The following is a 15,908-nucleotide window of genomic DNA, read 5'->3' as shown; positions in this document are numbered from 1 at the left end:
GGTCGGACGAAAAGATGGGCCGTCGCCAATGAGTGACGGCCCATCTTTCGTTTCGTTCGGTCAGTTCACCCGCAGTTCGACCAGGATCGCCGGCGGCGGGCTACTGCCGTCGCCCGGATCGATCGGCACCGGCTGGTTCGGCGGAATGGTGAACTTCTTGTCCCCGGTCGGGAGTTTTGCCGTCGCCTCGACGGTTTCGGCGCCGGCCCGAATGCCGAAGGTCCCCGGGACCTCCAGGGTGAGATAGCCGGACGAGCCCAGCACCTTGAAGCAGTGGAAGAGGCCGGAGACCTCAAGCGACTGCTCCACCTGGATCTCTCCCACGGCGCACTGGGCGTCGTCCATCGACCGGGTCGCGATCCACACGATGTGGCCGTCACCCTTGAACAGCTTGAGCCCGTGGTCCGCCAGGATCTTGGCGGCGCCCGGGTAATTGAAGTCCTCCTCAAGGGAGGGCGGGGTGTCCGCCGCCGCGGACATGGTCGCCGGAACGACCACCGCGGCACCGGCGGCGGCCACCGTCGCCGCGAGGGCCCAACGCGCCATTTTCATGCACGGCTCCAATCTGGTTGGCGCAGGAAGAACACCCACGGGTGACTTTCGCATGCGCTCAGGCATTCAATCAGGAACAACCGGTCGAGAGATCCGTCGCCAACCCGTTGGCGTTTTCTCGAATAAGCCTGTGCGAATAGGAAGGGGGCCGCATTCGACGCCCCCACCGCGGTACCGGCCGCGGCCTTCCGCTGCTTATCCGGCCCGACCCTCGGCGCGGAATGCCTCCACCTGATCGCGAGACCCGGCGAGCGCCTGGGCGAGCGGCCACTGCCCTGCCCGCTGCGCCTCGGAGAGTCGCCTGCTCTGGGCGGGACTCGATCTGATTTGGGCAGCATGCATCGACCGTGTAGTCACGGCAACCCCCGTGGAAGCGAGACAAGACAGGTTGCACGCTATAGATCCCCACCACCCCGCACAAGCGGTTAAAGGGTGCTCACTCCCTGTCCAGGCCGTGCGTATCGCTCCCAGCAGGGAAAACAATTCCGGAGTGACAAGCCTTGCCAGGTGAAAGTTTTCATGCATAGAGTCTTCGTGTGAATGAAAGCGGTGCATCCAGCGCCGATCGCCTGCTCGATCTCTTCCACGGCGTCCGGCTCACCCCGACCCAGCGGCGCATCGCGCACTGCCTGGTGCGGCACGCCGGCGCGGCGGCCTACCTGTCCGCGGCCGAGGTGGCCGAGCTGGCCGGCGTCAGCCAACCGTCGGTGACCCGGTTCGCCATGGCGCTCGGGCACGACGGCTATCCCGCGCTGCGTCGCCGGCTGCGGGAGCTGAACGCGCCAGGCGCCGCGGAGCCGGCCGCCGCCGGGAACGCGCTGCAACGGGCGGTGCACGCCGAGATGGACAATCTCGACCGGCTCGCCGCCCAACTCGCCGACGCCGACCGGATCGCCGAGGTGGGCATGCTCCTCGCGGCCAGCCGCCCGTTGCCGGTGCTCGGGCTGCGCGCCGCCGCGCCGCTTGCGGCGTACTTCGCGTACTTCGCCGCGAAGGTGCACCCGGACGTGCGGGTCCTCGACGACGGGGGCAGCCTGCTCGCCGACCGCCTCGACCAGGCCGTCGCGGCCGGCGCCACCGCGCTGCTCGCGTTCGTGCTGCCCCGCTACCCCCGGGAGATGCTCGGCGCGCTGCGTGAAGCCCGCGACGCCGGACTGACGGTGGTGGCGATCACCGACTCCCCGGTCAGCCCGGCCACCGACCACGCCGACGTGGTGCTGCCCGCCGCCGTCGGCACCGACCTCGTCTTCGACCTGCACACCGCACCGATGACCCTGGCCATGGTGGTGCTCCAGGCCATCTGCGACGCCGCACCAGCCGAGGCACAGGTCCGGCTCGAGGCGTTCGAGTCGTCCGCCGCCCGCCGCCAGTTGTTCCTCGGCTGAGAGGAGTACGAGATGCACAAGCCCGTCCGCGCCGCCCGCGGCACCGTACGCACCGCGAAGGGGTGGCCGCAGGAGGCCGCCCTGCGGATGCTCATGAACAACCTCGACCCGGAGGTGGCCGAGCGCCCCGAGGACCTGGTGGTCTACGGCGGCACCGGGAGGGCGGCCCGGGACTGGCCGTCCTACCACGCGCTGGTGCGGACGCTCACCGAGCTGCGCGACGACGAGACGATGCTCGTGCAGTCCGGCCGGCCGGTCGGGGTGATGCGGACGCACGAGTGGGCGCCGCGGGTGCTGCTTGCCAACTCCAACCTGGTCGGCGACTGGGCCACCTGGCCGGAGTTCCGCCGGCTGGAGTCGCTGGGCCTGACCATGTACGGGCAGATGACCGCCGGTTCCTGGATCTACATCGGCACCCAGGGCATCCTCCAGGGCACCTACGAGACGTTCGCCGCGGTCGCCGCGAAGCGCTTCGACGGGAGCCTCGCCGGCACGTTGACCCTCACCGCCGGCTGCGGCGGGATGGGCGGGGCGCAGCCGCTCGCGGTCACCATGAACGGCGGCGTCTGCCTGATCGTGGACGTGGACCGCACCCGGCTGGAGCGGCGGGCGCACGACCGCTACCTCGACGAGATCGCCGACTCGCTCGACGACGCGGTCGCCCGCGCGCTGGCCGCGAAGCGGGACCGGCGGGCGCTGAGCGTCGGAGTGGTGGGCAACGCGGCCACCGTCTTCCCCGAGCTGCTGGCGCGCGGCGTCGGGATCGACATCGTGACCGACCAGACAAGCGCCCACGACCCGCTGTCCTACCTGCCCGAGGACGTGGAACCGGCGGACGCCCGGGACTACGCGGCGGCCAAGCCGGCCGAGTTCACCGACCGGGCGCGGGCGTCGATGGCGAAGCACGTGGAGGCGATGGTCGGTTTCCTCGACGCGGGCGCGGAGGTCTTCGACTACGGCAACTCGATCCGCGGCGAGGCTCGCCTCGGCGGGTACGAGCGGGCGTTCGACTTCCCCGGCTTCGTGCCGGCGTACATCCGGCCGCTGTTCTGCGAGGGCCGGGGGCCGTTCCGCTGGGCCGCGCTCTCCGGCGACCCGCGCGACATCGCCGCCACCGACCGGGCGATCCTCGACCTGTTCCCGGAGAACGAATCCCTGGCCCGGTGGATGCGGATGGCCGGCGAGCGGGTGGCGTTCCAGGGCCTGCCGGCGCGGATCTGCTGGCTCGGCTACGGCGAGCGGGACAAGGCCGGGGTGCGGTTCAACGAGATGGTCGCCTCGGGCGAGCTGAGCGCGCCGGTGGTGATCGGCCGGGACCACCTGGACTGCGGCAGCGTGGCCAGCCCCTACCGGGAGACCGAGGCGATGGCCGACGGCTCCGACGCGATCGCCGACTGGCCGCTGCTCAACGCGCTCGTCAACACCGCGAGCGGGGCGTCCTGGGTGTCCATCCACCACGGCGGCGGCGTGGGCATCGGCCGGTCCATCCACGCCGGTCAGGTCTGCGTGGCCGACGGCACCGCGCTTGCCGGGCAGAAGATCGAGCGGGTGCTCACCAACGACCCGGCGATGGGCGTCATCCGGCACGTCGACGCCGGCTACGACGACGCCCGCGAGGTCGCCGCCCGCACCGGCGTGCGCGTCCCCATGGCCGAGGCGTGAGGAGGGGCCCCTTGTTAACGCATTCTGCATTGGAAGGGCCCCTTCCTAACAGGTTCCGGAAGCTGTGGGACGAGATCGCCGGCGTCGGGCGGGACAGCGGCAGCGGCGGTTACCTGCGCTACGCGCTCACGGAGCCCGAGCTGCGGCTACGGGAGTGGTTCCGCGACCAGGCCGACGCCCGCGGTATGCCGGTCCAGCAGGACGGCAACGGCAACCTGTTCGCCTGGTGGGGCGACCCGGCGGCCGGCGACGCGGTGCTCACCGGCAGCCACTTCGACTCGGTGCCGCACGGCGGGGCGTACGACGGGCCGCTCGGCGTCGTCGGCGCGTTCCTCGCTGTGGACGAGCTGCGGGCCGCCCGGGTGACCCCGGTCCGGCCGATCGTGGTGGCCGCGTTCGTGGAGGAGGAGGGCGCGCGGTTCGGCGTACCCTGCCTGGGGTCGAGGCTGCTCACCGGCGAGATCGACACCGAGCGCGCGGCCGGGTTGCGCGACCAGGCCGGGGTGAGCTTCGCCGAGGCGTTGGGCGGGCGGCCGGCGGGCGCCGACCCGGGCCTGCTCGGCCGCTTCGCGGCGTTCGTGGAGCTGCACGTCGAGCAGGGCCGCGCGCTCGTCGACGCGGACGCGCCGGTCGCGGTGGCGTCCGCGATCTGGCCGCACGGCAGGTGGCGGTTCGACTTCACCGGCGAGGGCAACCACGCCGGTACGACCCGGATGGCCGACCGCCGCGACCCGATGCTCACCTACGCGTTCACCGTGCTCGCGGCGAACAAGGAGGCCCGGCTGCGCGACGCGCACGCCACCGTGGGCCGGGTGTCGGTGGAGCCGAACGCGACGAACGCGATCCCGTCCCGGGTCACCGGTTGGCTGGACGCGCGGGCCGCCGAGGCGGAGACGCTGTACGGTCTGGTCGAGGCGGTACGCGCCAAGGCCACCGAGCGGGCCGGCCGGGACGGCACCGCGCTCACCTGCACGCCGGAGTCGGCGACCCCGCTCGTCGCGTTCGACGGCGGTCTGGGGCGACGGCTGGCGACGCTGCTCGACGCGCCGGTGCTGCCGACCGGGGCCGGGCACGACGCCGGGGTGCTGGCGGCGCACCTGCCGACCGCGATGCTGTTCGTGCGCAACCCGACCGGGGTGTCGCACTCCCCGGCCGAGTCCGCCACCGACGCCGACTGCGCGGCCGGGGTGGCCGCCCTGGCCCGGGTGCTTGAGGAGCTGGCATGCCGCTGACCCGCTGGCTGGCCGAGTACGCCTGGCTGCCCGACCACGCCGAGCCCACCCCGGACGTGCTGATCGAGGCGACGGACGGGCGGCTCACCGCGGTCACGCCGCTGATCGGGGGCGGCCCGCCGGCCGCCGGCGTGGGGGTGGACGCCACCCGGCTGCCCGGCCTGACGCTGCCCGGCCTGGCCAACGCCCACTCGCACGCGTTCCACCGGGCGCTGCGCGGGCGCACCCACGACGGCCGGGGTGACTTCTGGTCCTGGCGGGACCTGATGTACGCGGTGGCCGCCCGCCTCGACCCCGACTCCTACCTGGCGCTGGCCCGGGCCGCGTACGCGGAGATGGCGCTCGCCGGGATCACCGTCGTGGGCGAGTTCCACTACCTGCACCACGGCCCCGACGGCACGCCCTACGACGACCCGAACACGATGTCCGCCGCGCTCGTGGAGGCCGCCGCGCACGCCGGGATCCGGCTCACCCTGCTGGACGCCGCGTACCTGACCGGGGACGTGGACGGCGCGGAGCTGGTCGGGCCGCAGCGCCGGTTCGGCGACGGCGACGCGCTGCGCTGGGCGGAACGGGTCGACGCCTTCGACCCGGCCGACGGGCACGTCCGGCGCGGCGCGGCGGTGCACTCGGTGCGCGCGGTGCCGGCCGGGCAGCTCGCCACCGTGGCCGGCTGGGCCGACCGGCACGGGCTGCCGCTGCACGTGCACCTCTCCGAGCAGCCGGCCGAGAACGACGCCTGCCGGGCCACGCACGGGTGCACCCCGACCCGGCTGCTTGCCGAGCACGGCGTGCTCGGCCGGCACACCACCGCCGTACACGCCACCCACCCGACCGCCGCCGACGTCGCGCTGCTCGGCGACAGCGGCACCGGCGTCTGCCTCTGCCCCACCACCGAGCGGGACCTGGCCGACGGGATCGGCCCGGCCCGGCGGATCGCCGAGGCGGGCAGCCCGATCAGCCTGGGCAGCGACAGCCACGCCGTGGTCGACCTGTTCGAGGAGGCCCGCGCGGTGGAACTGGACGAACGGCTGCGCACCCGCAGACGGGGGCACTTCAGCGCCGCCGAGCTGCTCGCCGCCGCGACAGTCACCGGCCACGCCGCGCTCGGCTGGGGCAACGCCGGCCGGCTCGCCGTCGGCGACCGGGCGGACCTGGTGACGGTACGGCTGGACAGCGCCCGCACCGCCGGGATGCCGCCGGTAGGCGTGTTCTTCGCCGCCTCCGCCGCCGACGTGACGCAGGTGGTGGTGGACGGCCGGACCGTGGTGGCCGACGGCCGGCACCTGACCGTCGACGTCCCCACCGAGCTGCGGGACGCGATCACGGCGGTCACCTCATGATCGGCAGCCTGCTCGTCGACCGGATCGGCGAGCTGGTCACCAACGACGGCCGCAACGGCGACCCGCTTGGCGTCCGGCGCGACGCCGCCCTGCTGATCGAGGACGGGCAGGTGGCGTGGGTCGGCCCGGCCCGCTACGCGCCCGCCGCCGACAGGCGGATCGACGCCGACGGCGCGGCCGTCCTGCCCGGCTTCGTGGACAGCCACGCCCACCTGGTCTTCGCCGGTGACCGGGCGGCCGAGTTCGCCGCCCGGATGGCCGGCGAGCCCTACACCGGCGGCGGCATCCGCACCACAGTGGGCGCCACCCGCGCCGCCTCCGACCACGACCTGCGCGCCGCCGTGGGCCGGCTGCGGACCGAGATGCTGCGGCAGGGCACCACCACTGTCGAGATCAAGAGCGGGTACGGGCTGACCGTCGCCGACGAGGCCCGCTCGCTGCGGATCGCCGGCGAGTTCACCGACGACACCACGTTCCTCGGCGCGCACGTGGTCCCCGCCGAGTACGCCGACCGCCCGGACGACTACGTCGGCCTGGTCTGCGGGCCGATGCTTGCCGCCGCCGCGCCGTACGCCCGCTGGATCGACGTGTTCTGCGAGCGTGGCGCGTTCGACGTGGACCACGCCCGGGCGATCCTGGCCTGCGGGCAGGCCGCCGGGTTGGGCGTCCGGCTGCACGCCAACCAGCTCGGTCCGGGGCCGGGCGTGCGGCTCGGGGTCGAGTTGGGCGCGGCGAGCGTGGACCACTGCACCCACCTGTCCGACGCCGACGTGGACGCGCTCGCCGGCTCGACGACCATCGAGTGGCTCTCCGGGCCGCCAACCAACACGGTCGCCACGCTGCTACCAGGCGCCGAGTTCTCCACCCGGTCGCCCTACCCGGACGCCCGCCGGCTGCTCGACGCGGGCGTGACCGTGGCGCTGGCGACCGACTGCAACCCCGGCTCGTCGTACACCTCGTCGATGCCGTTCTGCGTCGCGCTCGCCGTACGCGAGATGCGGATGACCCCGGCGGAGGCGGTGTGGGCCGCGACCGCAGGCGGTGCGGCGGCGCTGCGCCGCACCGACGTCGGCCGGCTGACCCCCGGGTCCCGGGCCGACCTGGTCATCCTCGACGCCCCGACCCACCTGCACCTGGCCTACCGGCCGGGGGTGCCACTGATCCGCCAGGTTCTGCACAACGGAGTGCCGCGATGACCACCGTCACCATCCTGCCCACCGGGGTCTCCCCCGCCGATGTGCTCGCGGTCGCCCGCGGCACCGCCAAGGTCGTGCTCGACCCCGCCACCGTCGAGGCCATGGCCACCAGCCGGTCCATCGTGGACGGCATCGAGGCCGCCGGCCGCCCGGTGTACGGCGTCTCGACCGGGTTCGGGGCGCTCGCCAACACGTTCGTCGCGCCGCAGCGGCGGGCCGAATTGCAGCACGCGCTGATCCGCTCGCACGCGGCCGGGGTGGGCGCGCCGATGCCCCGCGAGGTGGTGCGCGCCATGATGCTGCTGCGGGTACGCTCGCTCGCGCTCGGCCGCTCCGGCGTCCGCCCGCTCGTCGCCGAGGCCCTCGTCGACCTGCTCAACCACGAGATCACCCCGTGGGTGCCGGAACACGGCTCGCTCGGCGCCTCGGGCGACCTGGCGCCGCTCGCGCACTGCGCGCTCGTGCTGCTCGGCGAGGGCTGGGTGCTCGGCCCGGCCGGGGAACGGCTCGACGCCGCCGAGGCGCTGCGCCGGGCCGGGCTGACGCCGATCGAGCTGGCCGCCAAGGAGGGGCTGGCGCTGATCAACGGCACCGACGGCATGCTCGGCATGCTGCTGCTGGCGGTCCGGGACGCGCGGCACCTGTTCGCCATGGCCGACGTCACCGCGGCGCTCGCGATCGAGGCGATGCTCGGCTCGGAGCGGCCGTTCCTGCCCGAACTGCACGCCATCCGCCCGCACCCCGGTCAGGCCGCCTCGGCCGCGAACATCCACCTGCTGCTCCAGGGCTCGGGCGTGATGGACTCGCACCGCGACGACCTGGCCCATGCGGTGCAGGACGCGTACTCGATGCGCTGCGCGCCGCAGGTGGCCGGCGCGGCCCGGGACACGCTCGACTTCGTCGAGGTGGTGGCCGGCCGGGAGCTGCTCTCCGTGGTGGACAACCCGGTGGTGCTGCCGGACGGGCGGGTCGAGTCGACTGGCAACTTCCACGGCGCGCCGCTCGGCTTCGCCGCCGACTACCTGGCCATCGCCGCCGCCGAGGTGGGCGCGATCGCCGAACGGCGGGTGGACCGGCTGCTCGACGTCGCCCGCAACCGGGACCTGCCCGCGTTCCTCTCCCCCGACGCCGGGGTGAACTCCGGGCTGATGATCGCCCAGTACACGGCGGCCGGCATCGTGGCGGAGAACCGCCGGCTGGCCGCGCCCGCCTCCGTCGACTCGCTGCCCACAAGCGGCATGCAGGAGGACCACGTCTCGATGGGCTGGGCGGCCACCAAGAAGCTGCGCACCGTGCTGGACAACCTGACCAGCCTGCTCGCGGTGGAGCTGCTGGCGGCCGTACGCGGGCTCCAGCTCCGCGCGCCGCTGGAGCCGTCCCCGGCCGGCCGGGCCGCGCTTGACGCGCTCGGCGACACGATCGGCGCCCCCGGCCCGGACGTCTTCCTGGCCCCGTTGATGGAGGCGGCGCGGGCCGTCATCGCCGCCCCCACCCTGCGCACCGCCATCGAACACCACCTAGGCCCCCTCCGCTGAGCCCCCCGCGCCGAGCCCCCGCGCTGATTCACGGAAAGCGTGGCTATCCACGCGCGAACAGCCACGCTTTCCGTGAATCTGCGGCCGTCTGGGCGGCCGGGCCGGACCGGGCACGGCGGGCGGGTGGGCACGGCGGGTGGTCAGGGGGTGGGTGGGAGCACCTTTGCGATCAGCTTGGCCAGCTCGCGCAGGGCCTTGCCGCGGTGGCTCACCGCGTCCTTCTCCTCCGGCGTCAACTCGGCGTTCGTGCGGTCCTGCCCGTCGCCCAGGAAGATCGGGTCGTAGCCGAAGCCGCCGTCGCCGCGCGGCGCGCGCAACAGCCGCCCGGGCTGCCGGCCGTCGACCAGGTGCTCCTTGCCGCCGGGCAGCACCAACGCCACGGTGCACACGAACGCGGCGCCGCGGTGCTCGTCCGGCACGTCGCCCACCTGGTCCAGCAGGAGCTGGAGGTTGGCCCGGTCGTCGCCGTGCGAACCGGACCAGCGGGCGCTGAACACGCCGGGCATGCCGTTGAGCGCGTCCACCGCGATGCCGGAGTCGTCGGCGATCGTCGGCAGGCCGGTGCGCCGGCAGCCCTCCCGCGCCTTGATCAGCGCGTTCTCACCGAAGGTGAGGCCGGTCTCCGGCAGCTCCGGGTATTCCGCCACGTCGTCGAGGCCGAGCAGGGCGACCCGGTGTGCGCCGAGCGCGCCGTCGAGGATCCGCTGCAACTCGACGAGCTTCTTGCGGTTGCGGGTGGCCAGGAGCACCTTGTTGTCGGTCACAGGTTGAGCGCCTTCCGCTGCGCGTCGGCCAGGTCCGTGCAGCCCGCCACGCCCAGGTCGAGCAGGGCGTCGAGCTGGTCGCGGGCGAAGACGCCGGCCTCGCCCGTCCCCTGCACCTCGACGAAGTCACCCGTCCCGGTGCAGACCACGTTCATGTCCACCTCGGCGGTCACGTCCTCGGCGTAGCAGAGGTCGAGCATCGGCTCGCCGCCGATCACGCCGACGCTCACCGCGGCCACCGAGCGGTGCATCACCTTCTCCACCCTGCCGGTGAGCGACTTGCGCTCGGCCAGCCAGGTGACCGCGTCGTACAGGGCGACGTACGCGCCGGTGATGGCGGCGGTGCGGGTGCCGCCGTCGGCCTGGAGCACGTCACAGTCGAGCACGACCGAGTTCTCGCCGAGCGCCTTGAGGTCGACGCAGGCGCGCAGGCTGCGACCGATCAGCCGGGATATCTCGTGGGTGCGACCGCCGATCTTGCCCCGGACGCTTTCCCGGTCCGAGCGGGTGTTCGTGGCCCGGGGCAGCATCGCGTACTCGGCGGTCACCCAGCCCAGCCCGGAGCCCTTGCGCCAGCGGGGCACCCCCTCGGTGACGCTTGCCGTGCAGAGCACCCGCGTCGCGCCGAACTCGACGAGCACCGAGCCCTCCGGGTGGGTGCTCCAGCCGCGGGTCAGGGTCACCGGTCGGAGTTGGTCGGGCCGCCGCCCGTCAGGTCGTGCCATGCCTGCACCCTATGCGGTGCGCCGGCGGCACCGCCTTCCGGTGCCCGCCGGCCCGCGACCGCGTCGTCAGACGTCGTAACCGGCGCCGGCCCGGACCACCTCGATCGGCCCGGCGTACGCCCCGGCCGCCGACTCCACGGTGTGCGACTCGCTGCCCCAGGCCGGGACGAGATGGGTGAGCAGCAGCCGGCCCACGCCCGCCTTGGTGGCCGCCTCGCCGGCCTCCCGACCGGTGAGGTGCAGGTCGGGTGGATTGTCCACGCCGTCCATGTAGCTGGCCTCGCAGAGGAAGGCGTCGGCGCCCTGGGCCAAGCGCAGCAGCGCCTCGCAGGGTGCCGTGTCGGCGGAGTAGCAGAGCACCCGACCACCGTGCTCCAACCGCACGCCGTACGTCTCGACCGGGTGGTTCATCCGATCGACGGTGACGGTGAACGGGCCGATCGGGAACGTGCCCGGCTGGAGGCCGTAGAACTGGTAGACGTCCTCGACCGTGGTGTCCTCCTGCCCGTACGCGGTGGCCAGCCGGTCCGGCGCGCCGGAGGGCGCGTACATCGGCAGCGGCGGGTAGGGGCCGTCCGGGGCGTACCGGCGCACCACCACGTAGTTCACCGCGTCGAACATGTGGTCGCAGTGCAGGTGGGTGAGGAGGATGGCGTCGGGGGCGTGCAGCCCGGCGTAACGCTGGAGCGTGGAGAGCGACCCCGGACCGAAGTCGATCAGGAGGCGGAACCCCTCCGCCTCGAGCAGGTAGGCCGAGCAGGGTGATTCGGGGCCCGGGAAGCTGCCCGCACAGCCGAGGACGGTCAGTCGCATCCGGTTGCCTCGATCTCACGGTGGGTAGTCGACGCGTCGGCAGCCGCCCCGCCGTTGATCATCATCGACGCGCTCGCCACGCTGCGCAGCCTAGCCGGCAGCCCGGTCAGGCAAGAATCATCTACCGGAAGTTGTCATCAACGTGACACCGATACACGTCCGGACGGGGAGATCGAGATGGTCCGGCCGGCGGGCGTCCCGCCGGCCGGACCATCGTCGGGCCCGTGCCGCCCCTACGCCCAGAGTTGACCGTCGAGCGCGTCCTCGGCGTCCGCGAGCGTGCCGCCGTACGCCCCGGTGGAGAGGTATTTCCAACCGCCGTCGCAGACCACGAACGCCACGTCGGCGCGGCGGCCGTCGCGGACCGCCTCGTGCGCCACGGCAAGCGCGGCGTGCAGGATCGCGCCGGTGGAGAAGCCGGCGAAGATGCCCTCCACCTCGACGAGCTGCCGGGTACGCAGCACGGCGTCCCGGGTGCCCACCGAGAAGCGCCGGGAGAGCACCCCGGCGTCGTACAGCTCGGGCACGTAGCCCTCGTCGATGTTGCGCAGGCCGTAGACCAGCTCGCCGTACCGCGGCTCGGCCGCCACGATCTGGATGTCGTCGACCTTCTCCCGCAGGAAGCGACCGGTGCCCATAAGCGTGCCCGTGGTGCCCAGCCCGGCCACGAAGTGGGTGATGCCCGGCAGGTCGTGCAGCAGCTCCGGCCCGGTCGTCTCGTAGTGCGCGCGGGCGTTCGCGTCGTTGCCGTACTGATAGAGCATCACCCAGTCCGGGTGCTCGGCGGCGATCTGCTTCGCGGTGGCGACGGCCTGGTTCGAGCCGCCTGCGGCCGGCGAGAAGATGATCTCCGCGCCGTACATCCGGAGCAGTTGCACCCGCTCGGTGGAGACGTTCTCCGGCATCACGCAGACCAACCGGTAGCCGCGCAGCTTCGCCACCATGGCCAGCGAGATGCCGGTGTTGCCGCTTGTCGGCTCCAGGATGGTGTCGCCCGGACGGAGCCGGCCGGCCTCCTCGGCCGCGCGGACCATGAACATGGCCGCGCGGTCCTTGATGCTGCCGGTCGGGTTCCGGTCCTCCAGCTTCGCCCAGAGCCGCACCGGGGGCGCGCCGTCCGGCACCGTCGGGGAGAGCCGGGGCAGGCCGACGAGCGGCGTGCCCCCGCAGGCGTCGAGCAGGCTGTCGTACCGCGCCACGCCGACCCCCTTAGCGGACGAGGGTGGCGCGCGCCGAGACCGCGTGCGAGGCGATCGCCGCTGCCGCGGCGAAGCCGAACGCACCGCCGGCCACGGCGGGCAGGATGGTCACGCTGTCGCCGTCGTTGAGCTTGGCGTCGAGCGCGCCGAGGAAGCGGACGTCCTCGTCGTTGACGTAGACGTTGACGAACCGGTGCAGCGCGCCGGCCTCGGTGACCAGGCGTCCGCGCAGGCCAGCGTGCCGGGAGTCCAGGTCGGTGAGCAGGTCGGCGAGCGTGTCGCCGTTGCCCTCGACGACCTTCGCGCCGCCGGTGTAGCTGCGCAGGATGGTGGGGATGCGAACCTCGATGGCCATGGTGTCTCGTGCTCCTCGTTCAGGGTCGTGCCGGGTGACGGAAAGGGAGGGTGTGCCGGTGCTGGGGGTCAGCGGCCGGAACACTCGTAGTCGACCGTCGCCGGGCTCTGCCCGAACATGTAGGACTGCACTGCGTGCGGGTCCACGGCGGCGTCCGCGATCTCGACCGGCTCCTCGGTGACCACGCCGTCGACGATCCGGAAGGAGCGGATCTCCTCGGCGTCGGGCTCGCGGGTCGAGACGAGGAGGTAGTGCGCGCCCGGCTCGCCGGCGAAGGAGACGTCCGTGCGGGACGGGTATGCCTCCGTCGCGGTGTGCGAGTGGTAGATCACGACCGGCTCCTCGTCGCGGTCGTCCATCTCGCGCCACACCCGCAGGTGCTCCATCGAGTCGAACTCGTAGAAGGTCATGGAACGGGCGGCGTTGTCCATCGGGATGTGCCGGGTCGGGGTGTCACTGCCGACGGGGCCGGCGACCACGCCGCACGCCTCGTCCGGGTGGTCCCGACGCGCGTGGGCCACGATCGCGTCGATGATCGACCGGTCGATGCTCAGCACGCCGCCAAGCCTAGCGCCTGGCCCCGGCGAGCGGCGAGGTGGCGACCGTCACCACTCAGTCGATGAGCGCGTTGAGCAGGGACTCCTGGAGATATCCGAGATAGGCGTAGACCGACAGTTGGAACACCCGGGACGAAGCCGGGTCGGCGGCGACCGCGTCGTCGAGCTCCTCGCCCAGGTCGGTGCCGTCCTTGATCTCCAGCCGGACGCCCATCGCCAGCCGGGCGTCGTTGAGCGCCCGCAGCCACGCCTCGGCCGCCTCCGCGTCCAGCCGCACCTCGCCGCCGGCTTCGCCGTCGGGGAGCGCGGCGAGGATCGCGCCGGCCTGGTCGATCTTCGCGGTCTTCAGGTCACCCTCGGTGTAGCGGCGGAACTCGGCGGTGCCGGCGTCGTCGTCCGGGTAGACCTCGGGGAAAAGCCGGCCGACCACCGGGTCGCCGTGGTCGAACCCGTCGGTGAGCAGGCCGACCACCTCGGAGGCGACCTTGCGCAGCACCCGCACCTCGTCGACGGCGAAACTGGCCACGTAGCGGTCGCCCCGGCGGCGGAACATGCTCATGAGCGTTCCACCGTCGCCCACAGCCCGTACGCGTGCAGTTGCGCCGCGTCGTGCTCCATCCGCTCCCGGGCCCCGCTGGAGACCACCGCCTTGCCCTTGTGGTGCACGTCCAACATGAGCCGCTCCGCCTTCTCCCGGCTGTATCCGAAGAGCTTCTGGAACACCCAGGTCACGTACGTCATCAGGTTGACCGGATCGTCCCAGACGATCGTCACCCATGGCCGGTCGGAGACCGGCACCTCGTCGGTGTCCGGCGTCTCGACCGGCGCAACCTGTGGAGCCGCCATGCCCCCCATCGTGCCACCGGATCCGGGGAACCGATGAACCGGAACGGCGCGGCGGTCGGGATCGTCCGCCGGGACCGGGGACGCCGGGTCGGAACCGGGCGCGGCTGCCCCCGGCTCAGGCGAGCAGGATGCCGTGGTCGACAGCATCGGCGAGCACCGCGCCAAGCGACAGACGGATCACCTCGAAGCGGCGGGACACCTCGCGGGACAGGTCGAGTTCGACCTCCCGCAGGGCGCGCTGGGCCCAGGACCGGGCGACGCTCGGGTCGTCGTTGCCGGGCGCCCGCCAGTGCTGCCAGCAGCCGCCGTTGAGCGCCACGCCGATCGGCGGGAGCACCTCGTCGCGCTCCGCGCCGGGCAGGCCGGCAAGCGCGTCCAGCGCCCCGGCGCCGGCCAGCCCGGCCACCCCGGCCGTGCTGGTGACCAGGAGCACCCGGTCCAGTTCCCGGCCGCCCGGGTGTTCGGCCAGGCCCAGGCGCACGGCCTGGATGATCCGCCGGCGGACGCCCTCGGCGAGCGGGGCGCCGAACGTGCGGGCGGCGGCGGCGTCGACGATGCTCCGGACCGCCTCGTCGCACTGCGCGGTGGCGAGCATCGACAACGCTTCCAGCTCGCGGTCGAGCAACTGCGGCAGGCCGGCGCAACCGACCCCGAAGACGATCTCCTGCACCACCCGGAGGTGGATGTTCGCCAACTCCAGCGCGAGGTGCTGGCGGATCCGCTGGGCGCAGGAGCGGGTTTGGCGGTCGAGCCGGTCGGCCAGGTCGGCCGGGTCGACCCCGGCCAGCACCGGCACCCGGCCGTGCGCGCCGGGCGGCTCCGGCGGTCGGGCGCCGGCCCGGCGCAGCCCTTCGTCCGCGGCCCACCCGACGAGCGCCCGGCGGAGGTTCGGCAGTTCGGCCCGGCGGGCCGGGAACCACTGGGCCGCCGCGAGCGCGGGCACCGCGGCCAGCAGCGCCGCGCGGTGGGCCGCGATGGAGACCACCACCGGGTCGAGCCGGCCGGCGGGACCGAGCCGGACGGACGCCGTCCCGCCGTCCGCCGGCGTCCCCCAGTCAGTGCCCCCCGGGGTGACGGCGAAGAACACCGTGACCCGGGCGCGCGCCACCTCGGCCAGCAGGTGCAGCTCGGCCGCGCTGAAAGTCTGGTCGGCGGAGATCACGAAGAGCAACGCCCCGGCCCGACCCACGGCGTCCCGCAGCACCCGGCCACCTGCGACACCGAGGGCTGTGGTGTCCGGCGCGTCGAGCACCGCGAAGTGCCGCAGCAGCTCCTCGGGCAGGCTCAGCTCGACCCGGCGCGGCGGTCGGGCCAGCGCGGGGCCAACGGCGAGCGGGTCGGGGCTGTAGGCGTGCGGCTGGCGGTAGCCCGGCACGTACGCCGCCCGGGTGGCGACGGTGGCGTGGTTGACCAGCAGGTGGCTGCCGCTCGGCACGACCAGGGTCCCGGCCGGCGTGCCGAGCAGGCCGGCGATCAGCTCACGCCGGCCCGCGCCGGTCGGGCCGGCCACGACGACGGTGAGCGGCTCGCCCGGCCCGGGTTCGGTCCGGCCGGGCCGGGTGGGCAGCGGAACGCACCGCGGTGGGTCGGCGCGCCCGCCCGGATCGGGCACGTCGACCGAAGGGAGTGGACCCGGCTTCATCAGGCGGCCTCCCGGTGAGGCGACCGGATCGGGCCCGGTCGTGGGGATTTTCCCCGGCAGGGATGTCCGAAGGGTACGGGTGTCGCGCATCCGACACCGAAC

Annotated in this window: 16 protein-coding genes; 6 read left to right on the top strand and 10 right to left on the bottom strand. The window is 73.5% G+C overall.

Annotation, left to right across the window (positions count from 1 at the left end; all coding sequences use genetic code 11):
- Positions 1-60 precede the first annotated feature (60 nt).
- Positions 61-552 carry a hypothetical protein gene (locus SM450_RS02870; RefSeq protein WP_474618060.1) on the bottom strand — a complete coding sequence of 164 codons (492 nt, stop codon included), beginning with the start codon at positions 550-552 and terminating at the stop codon, positions 61-63.
- A 536-nt stretch (positions 553-1,088) separates the two neighbouring features.
- On the opposite strand from SM450_RS02870, the gene SM450_RS02865 reads away from it, so the two are divergent.
- Genes SM450_RS02865 through hutH form a run of 6 tightly spaced genes read left to right on the top strand, consistent with a single transcriptional unit; the run spans position 1,089 to position 8,905 of the window.
- Positions 1,089-1,937, top strand: coding sequence for a MurR/RpiR family transcriptional regulator (locus SM450_RS02865; RefSeq protein ID WP_474618059.1), 849 nt, complete (start codon positions 1,089-1,091; stop codon positions 1,935-1,937).
- 12 nt (positions 1,938-1,949) lie between these two features.
- Positions 1,950-3,599 carry a urocanate hydratase gene (hutU, locus tag SM450_RS02860; protein ID WP_474618058.1) on the top strand — a complete coding sequence of 550 codons (1,650 nt, stop codon included), beginning with the start codon at positions 1,950-1,952 and terminating at the stop codon, positions 3,597-3,599.
- An 11-nt stretch (positions 3,600-3,610) separates the two neighbouring features.
- The gene (locus SM450_RS02855; protein ID WP_474618057.1) at positions 3,611-4,831 is read left to right on the top strand and encodes an allantoate amidohydrolase; all 1,221 of its coding nucleotides are present in this window, start codon (positions 3,611-3,613) and stop codon (positions 4,829-4,831) included.
- Entirely contained in the window at positions 4,828-6,174 is a 1,347-nt protein-coding gene (locus tag SM450_RS02850; RefSeq protein ID WP_474618359.1) for a formimidoylglutamate deiminase, read from the top strand. The genes SM450_RS02855 and SM450_RS02850 overlap by 4 nt, the downstream gene beginning before the upstream one ends.
- Positions 6,174-7,370, top strand: a complete 1,197-nt coding sequence (hutI, locus tag SM450_RS02845; RefSeq protein WP_474618358.1) for an imidazolonepropionase — start codon at positions 6,174-6,176, stop codon at positions 7,368-7,370. The genes SM450_RS02850 and hutI overlap by 1 nt, the downstream gene beginning before the upstream one ends.
- On the top strand, positions 7,367-8,905 hold the full coding sequence (hutH, locus tag SM450_RS02840; RefSeq protein ID WP_474618056.1) for a histidine ammonia-lyase: 1,539 nt from the start codon (positions 7,367-7,369) through the stop codon (positions 8,903-8,905). Before hutI ends, hutH begins: the two co-directional genes overlap by 4 nt.
- A 140-nt stretch (positions 8,906-9,045) precedes the next feature.
- Here the strand turns inward: hutH and rdgB are convergent, their stop codons facing one another.
- The 9 genes from rdgB to SM450_RS02795 form a co-directional block, all read right to left on the bottom strand.
- Positions 9,046-9,669, bottom strand: a complete 624-nt coding sequence (gene rdgB / locus SM450_RS02835; RefSeq protein ID WP_474618055.1) for an RdgB/HAM1 family non-canonical purine NTP pyrophosphatase — start codon at positions 9,667-9,669, stop codon at positions 9,046-9,048.
- Positions 9,666-10,394: a ribonuclease PH gene (gene rph, locus SM450_RS02830; RefSeq protein ID WP_474618054.1), complete on the bottom strand. Its 729-nt coding sequence runs from the start codon at positions 10,392-10,394 to the stop codon at positions 9,666-9,668. Before rph ends, rdgB begins: the two co-directional genes overlap by 4 nt.
- 66 nt (positions 10,395-10,460) lie before the next feature.
- Positions 10,461-11,207, bottom strand: a complete 747-nt coding sequence (locus tag SM450_RS02825; RefSeq protein ID WP_474618053.1) for an MBL fold metallo-hydrolase — start codon at positions 11,205-11,207, stop codon at positions 10,461-10,463.
- Positions 11,208-11,440: 233 nt separating this feature from the next.
- On the bottom strand, positions 11,441-12,406 hold the full coding sequence (locus tag SM450_RS02820) for a PLP-dependent cysteine synthase family protein (RefSeq protein WP_474618052.1): 966 nt from the start codon (positions 12,404-12,406) through the stop codon (positions 11,441-11,443).
- 10 nt (positions 12,407-12,416) lie between these two features.
- On the bottom strand, positions 12,417-12,761 hold the full coding sequence (locus SM450_RS02815; protein WP_474618051.1) for a MoaD/ThiS family protein: 345 nt from the start codon (positions 12,759-12,761) through the stop codon (positions 12,417-12,419).
- A 68-nt stretch (positions 12,762-12,829) separates the two neighbouring features.
- Complete coding sequence (locus tag SM450_RS02810) at positions 12,830-13,318, bottom strand: M67 family metallopeptidase (protein WP_474618050.1); 489 nt, start codon at positions 13,316-13,318, stop codon at positions 12,830-12,832.
- 55 nt (positions 13,319-13,373) lie between these two features.
- Entirely contained in the window at positions 13,374-13,877 is a 504-nt protein-coding gene (locus SM450_RS02805; RefSeq protein WP_474618049.1) for a DUF2017 domain-containing protein, read from the bottom strand.
- A complete protein-coding gene (gene clpS, locus SM450_RS02800) occupies positions 13,874-14,164 on the bottom strand; it encodes an ATP-dependent Clp protease adapter ClpS (protein WP_281584665.1) in 291 nt (96 codons plus the stop codon). The genes SM450_RS02805 and clpS overlap by 4 nt, the downstream gene beginning before the upstream one ends.
- 115 nt (positions 14,165-14,279) lie before the next feature.
- Positions 14,280-15,806 (bottom strand): P-loop NTPase family protein, encoded by a 1,527-nt coding sequence (locus tag SM450_RS02795; protein ID WP_474618048.1) that lies wholly within the window; start codon positions 15,804-15,806, stop codon positions 14,280-14,282.
- Between the last annotated feature and the right edge of the window lie 102 nt (positions 15,807-15,908).

Source organism: Micromonospora marincola (assembly GCF_056150385.1).
Note: the sequence above shows the minus strand (reverse complement) of the source record. Positions and strands in the feature narration are given on the sequence as shown.

Excerpts from the sequence above, each read along its gene's own strand:
- SM450_RS02870 (WP_474618060.1), bottom strand. The coding sequence starts at position 552 with ATGAAAATGGCGCGTTGGGCCCTCGCGGCGACGGTGGCCGCCGCCGGT.
- clpS (WP_281584665.1), bottom strand. The coding sequence starts at position 14,164 with ATGGCGGCTCCACAGGTTGCGCCGGTCGAGACGCCGGACACCGACGAG.
- SM450_RS02795 (WP_474618048.1), bottom strand. The coding sequence starts at position 15,806 with ATGAAGCCGGGTCCACTCCCTTCGGTCGACGTGCCCGATCCGGGCGGG.
- hutU (WP_474618058.1), top strand. The coding sequence starts at position 1,950 with ATGCACAAGCCCGTCCGCGCCGCCCGCGGCACCGTACGCACCGCGAAG.
- rph (WP_474618054.1), bottom strand. The coding sequence starts at position 10,394 with ATGGCACGACCTGACGGGCGGCGGCCCGACCAACTCCGACCGGTGACC.
- hutH (WP_474618056.1), top strand. The coding sequence starts at position 7,367 with ATGACCACCGTCACCATCCTGCCCACCGGGGTCTCCCCCGCCGATGTG.
- SM450_RS02805 (WP_474618049.1), bottom strand. The coding sequence starts at position 13,877 with ATGAGCATGTTCCGCCGCCGGGGCGACCGCTACGTGGCCAGTTTCGCC.
- SM450_RS02825 (WP_474618053.1), bottom strand. The coding sequence starts at position 11,207 with ATGCGACTGACCGTCCTCGGCTGTGCGGGCAGCTTCCCGGGCCCCGAA.
- SM450_RS02815 (WP_474618051.1), bottom strand. The coding sequence starts at position 12,761 with ATGGCCATCGAGGTTCGCATCCCCACCATCCTGCGCAGCTACACCGGC.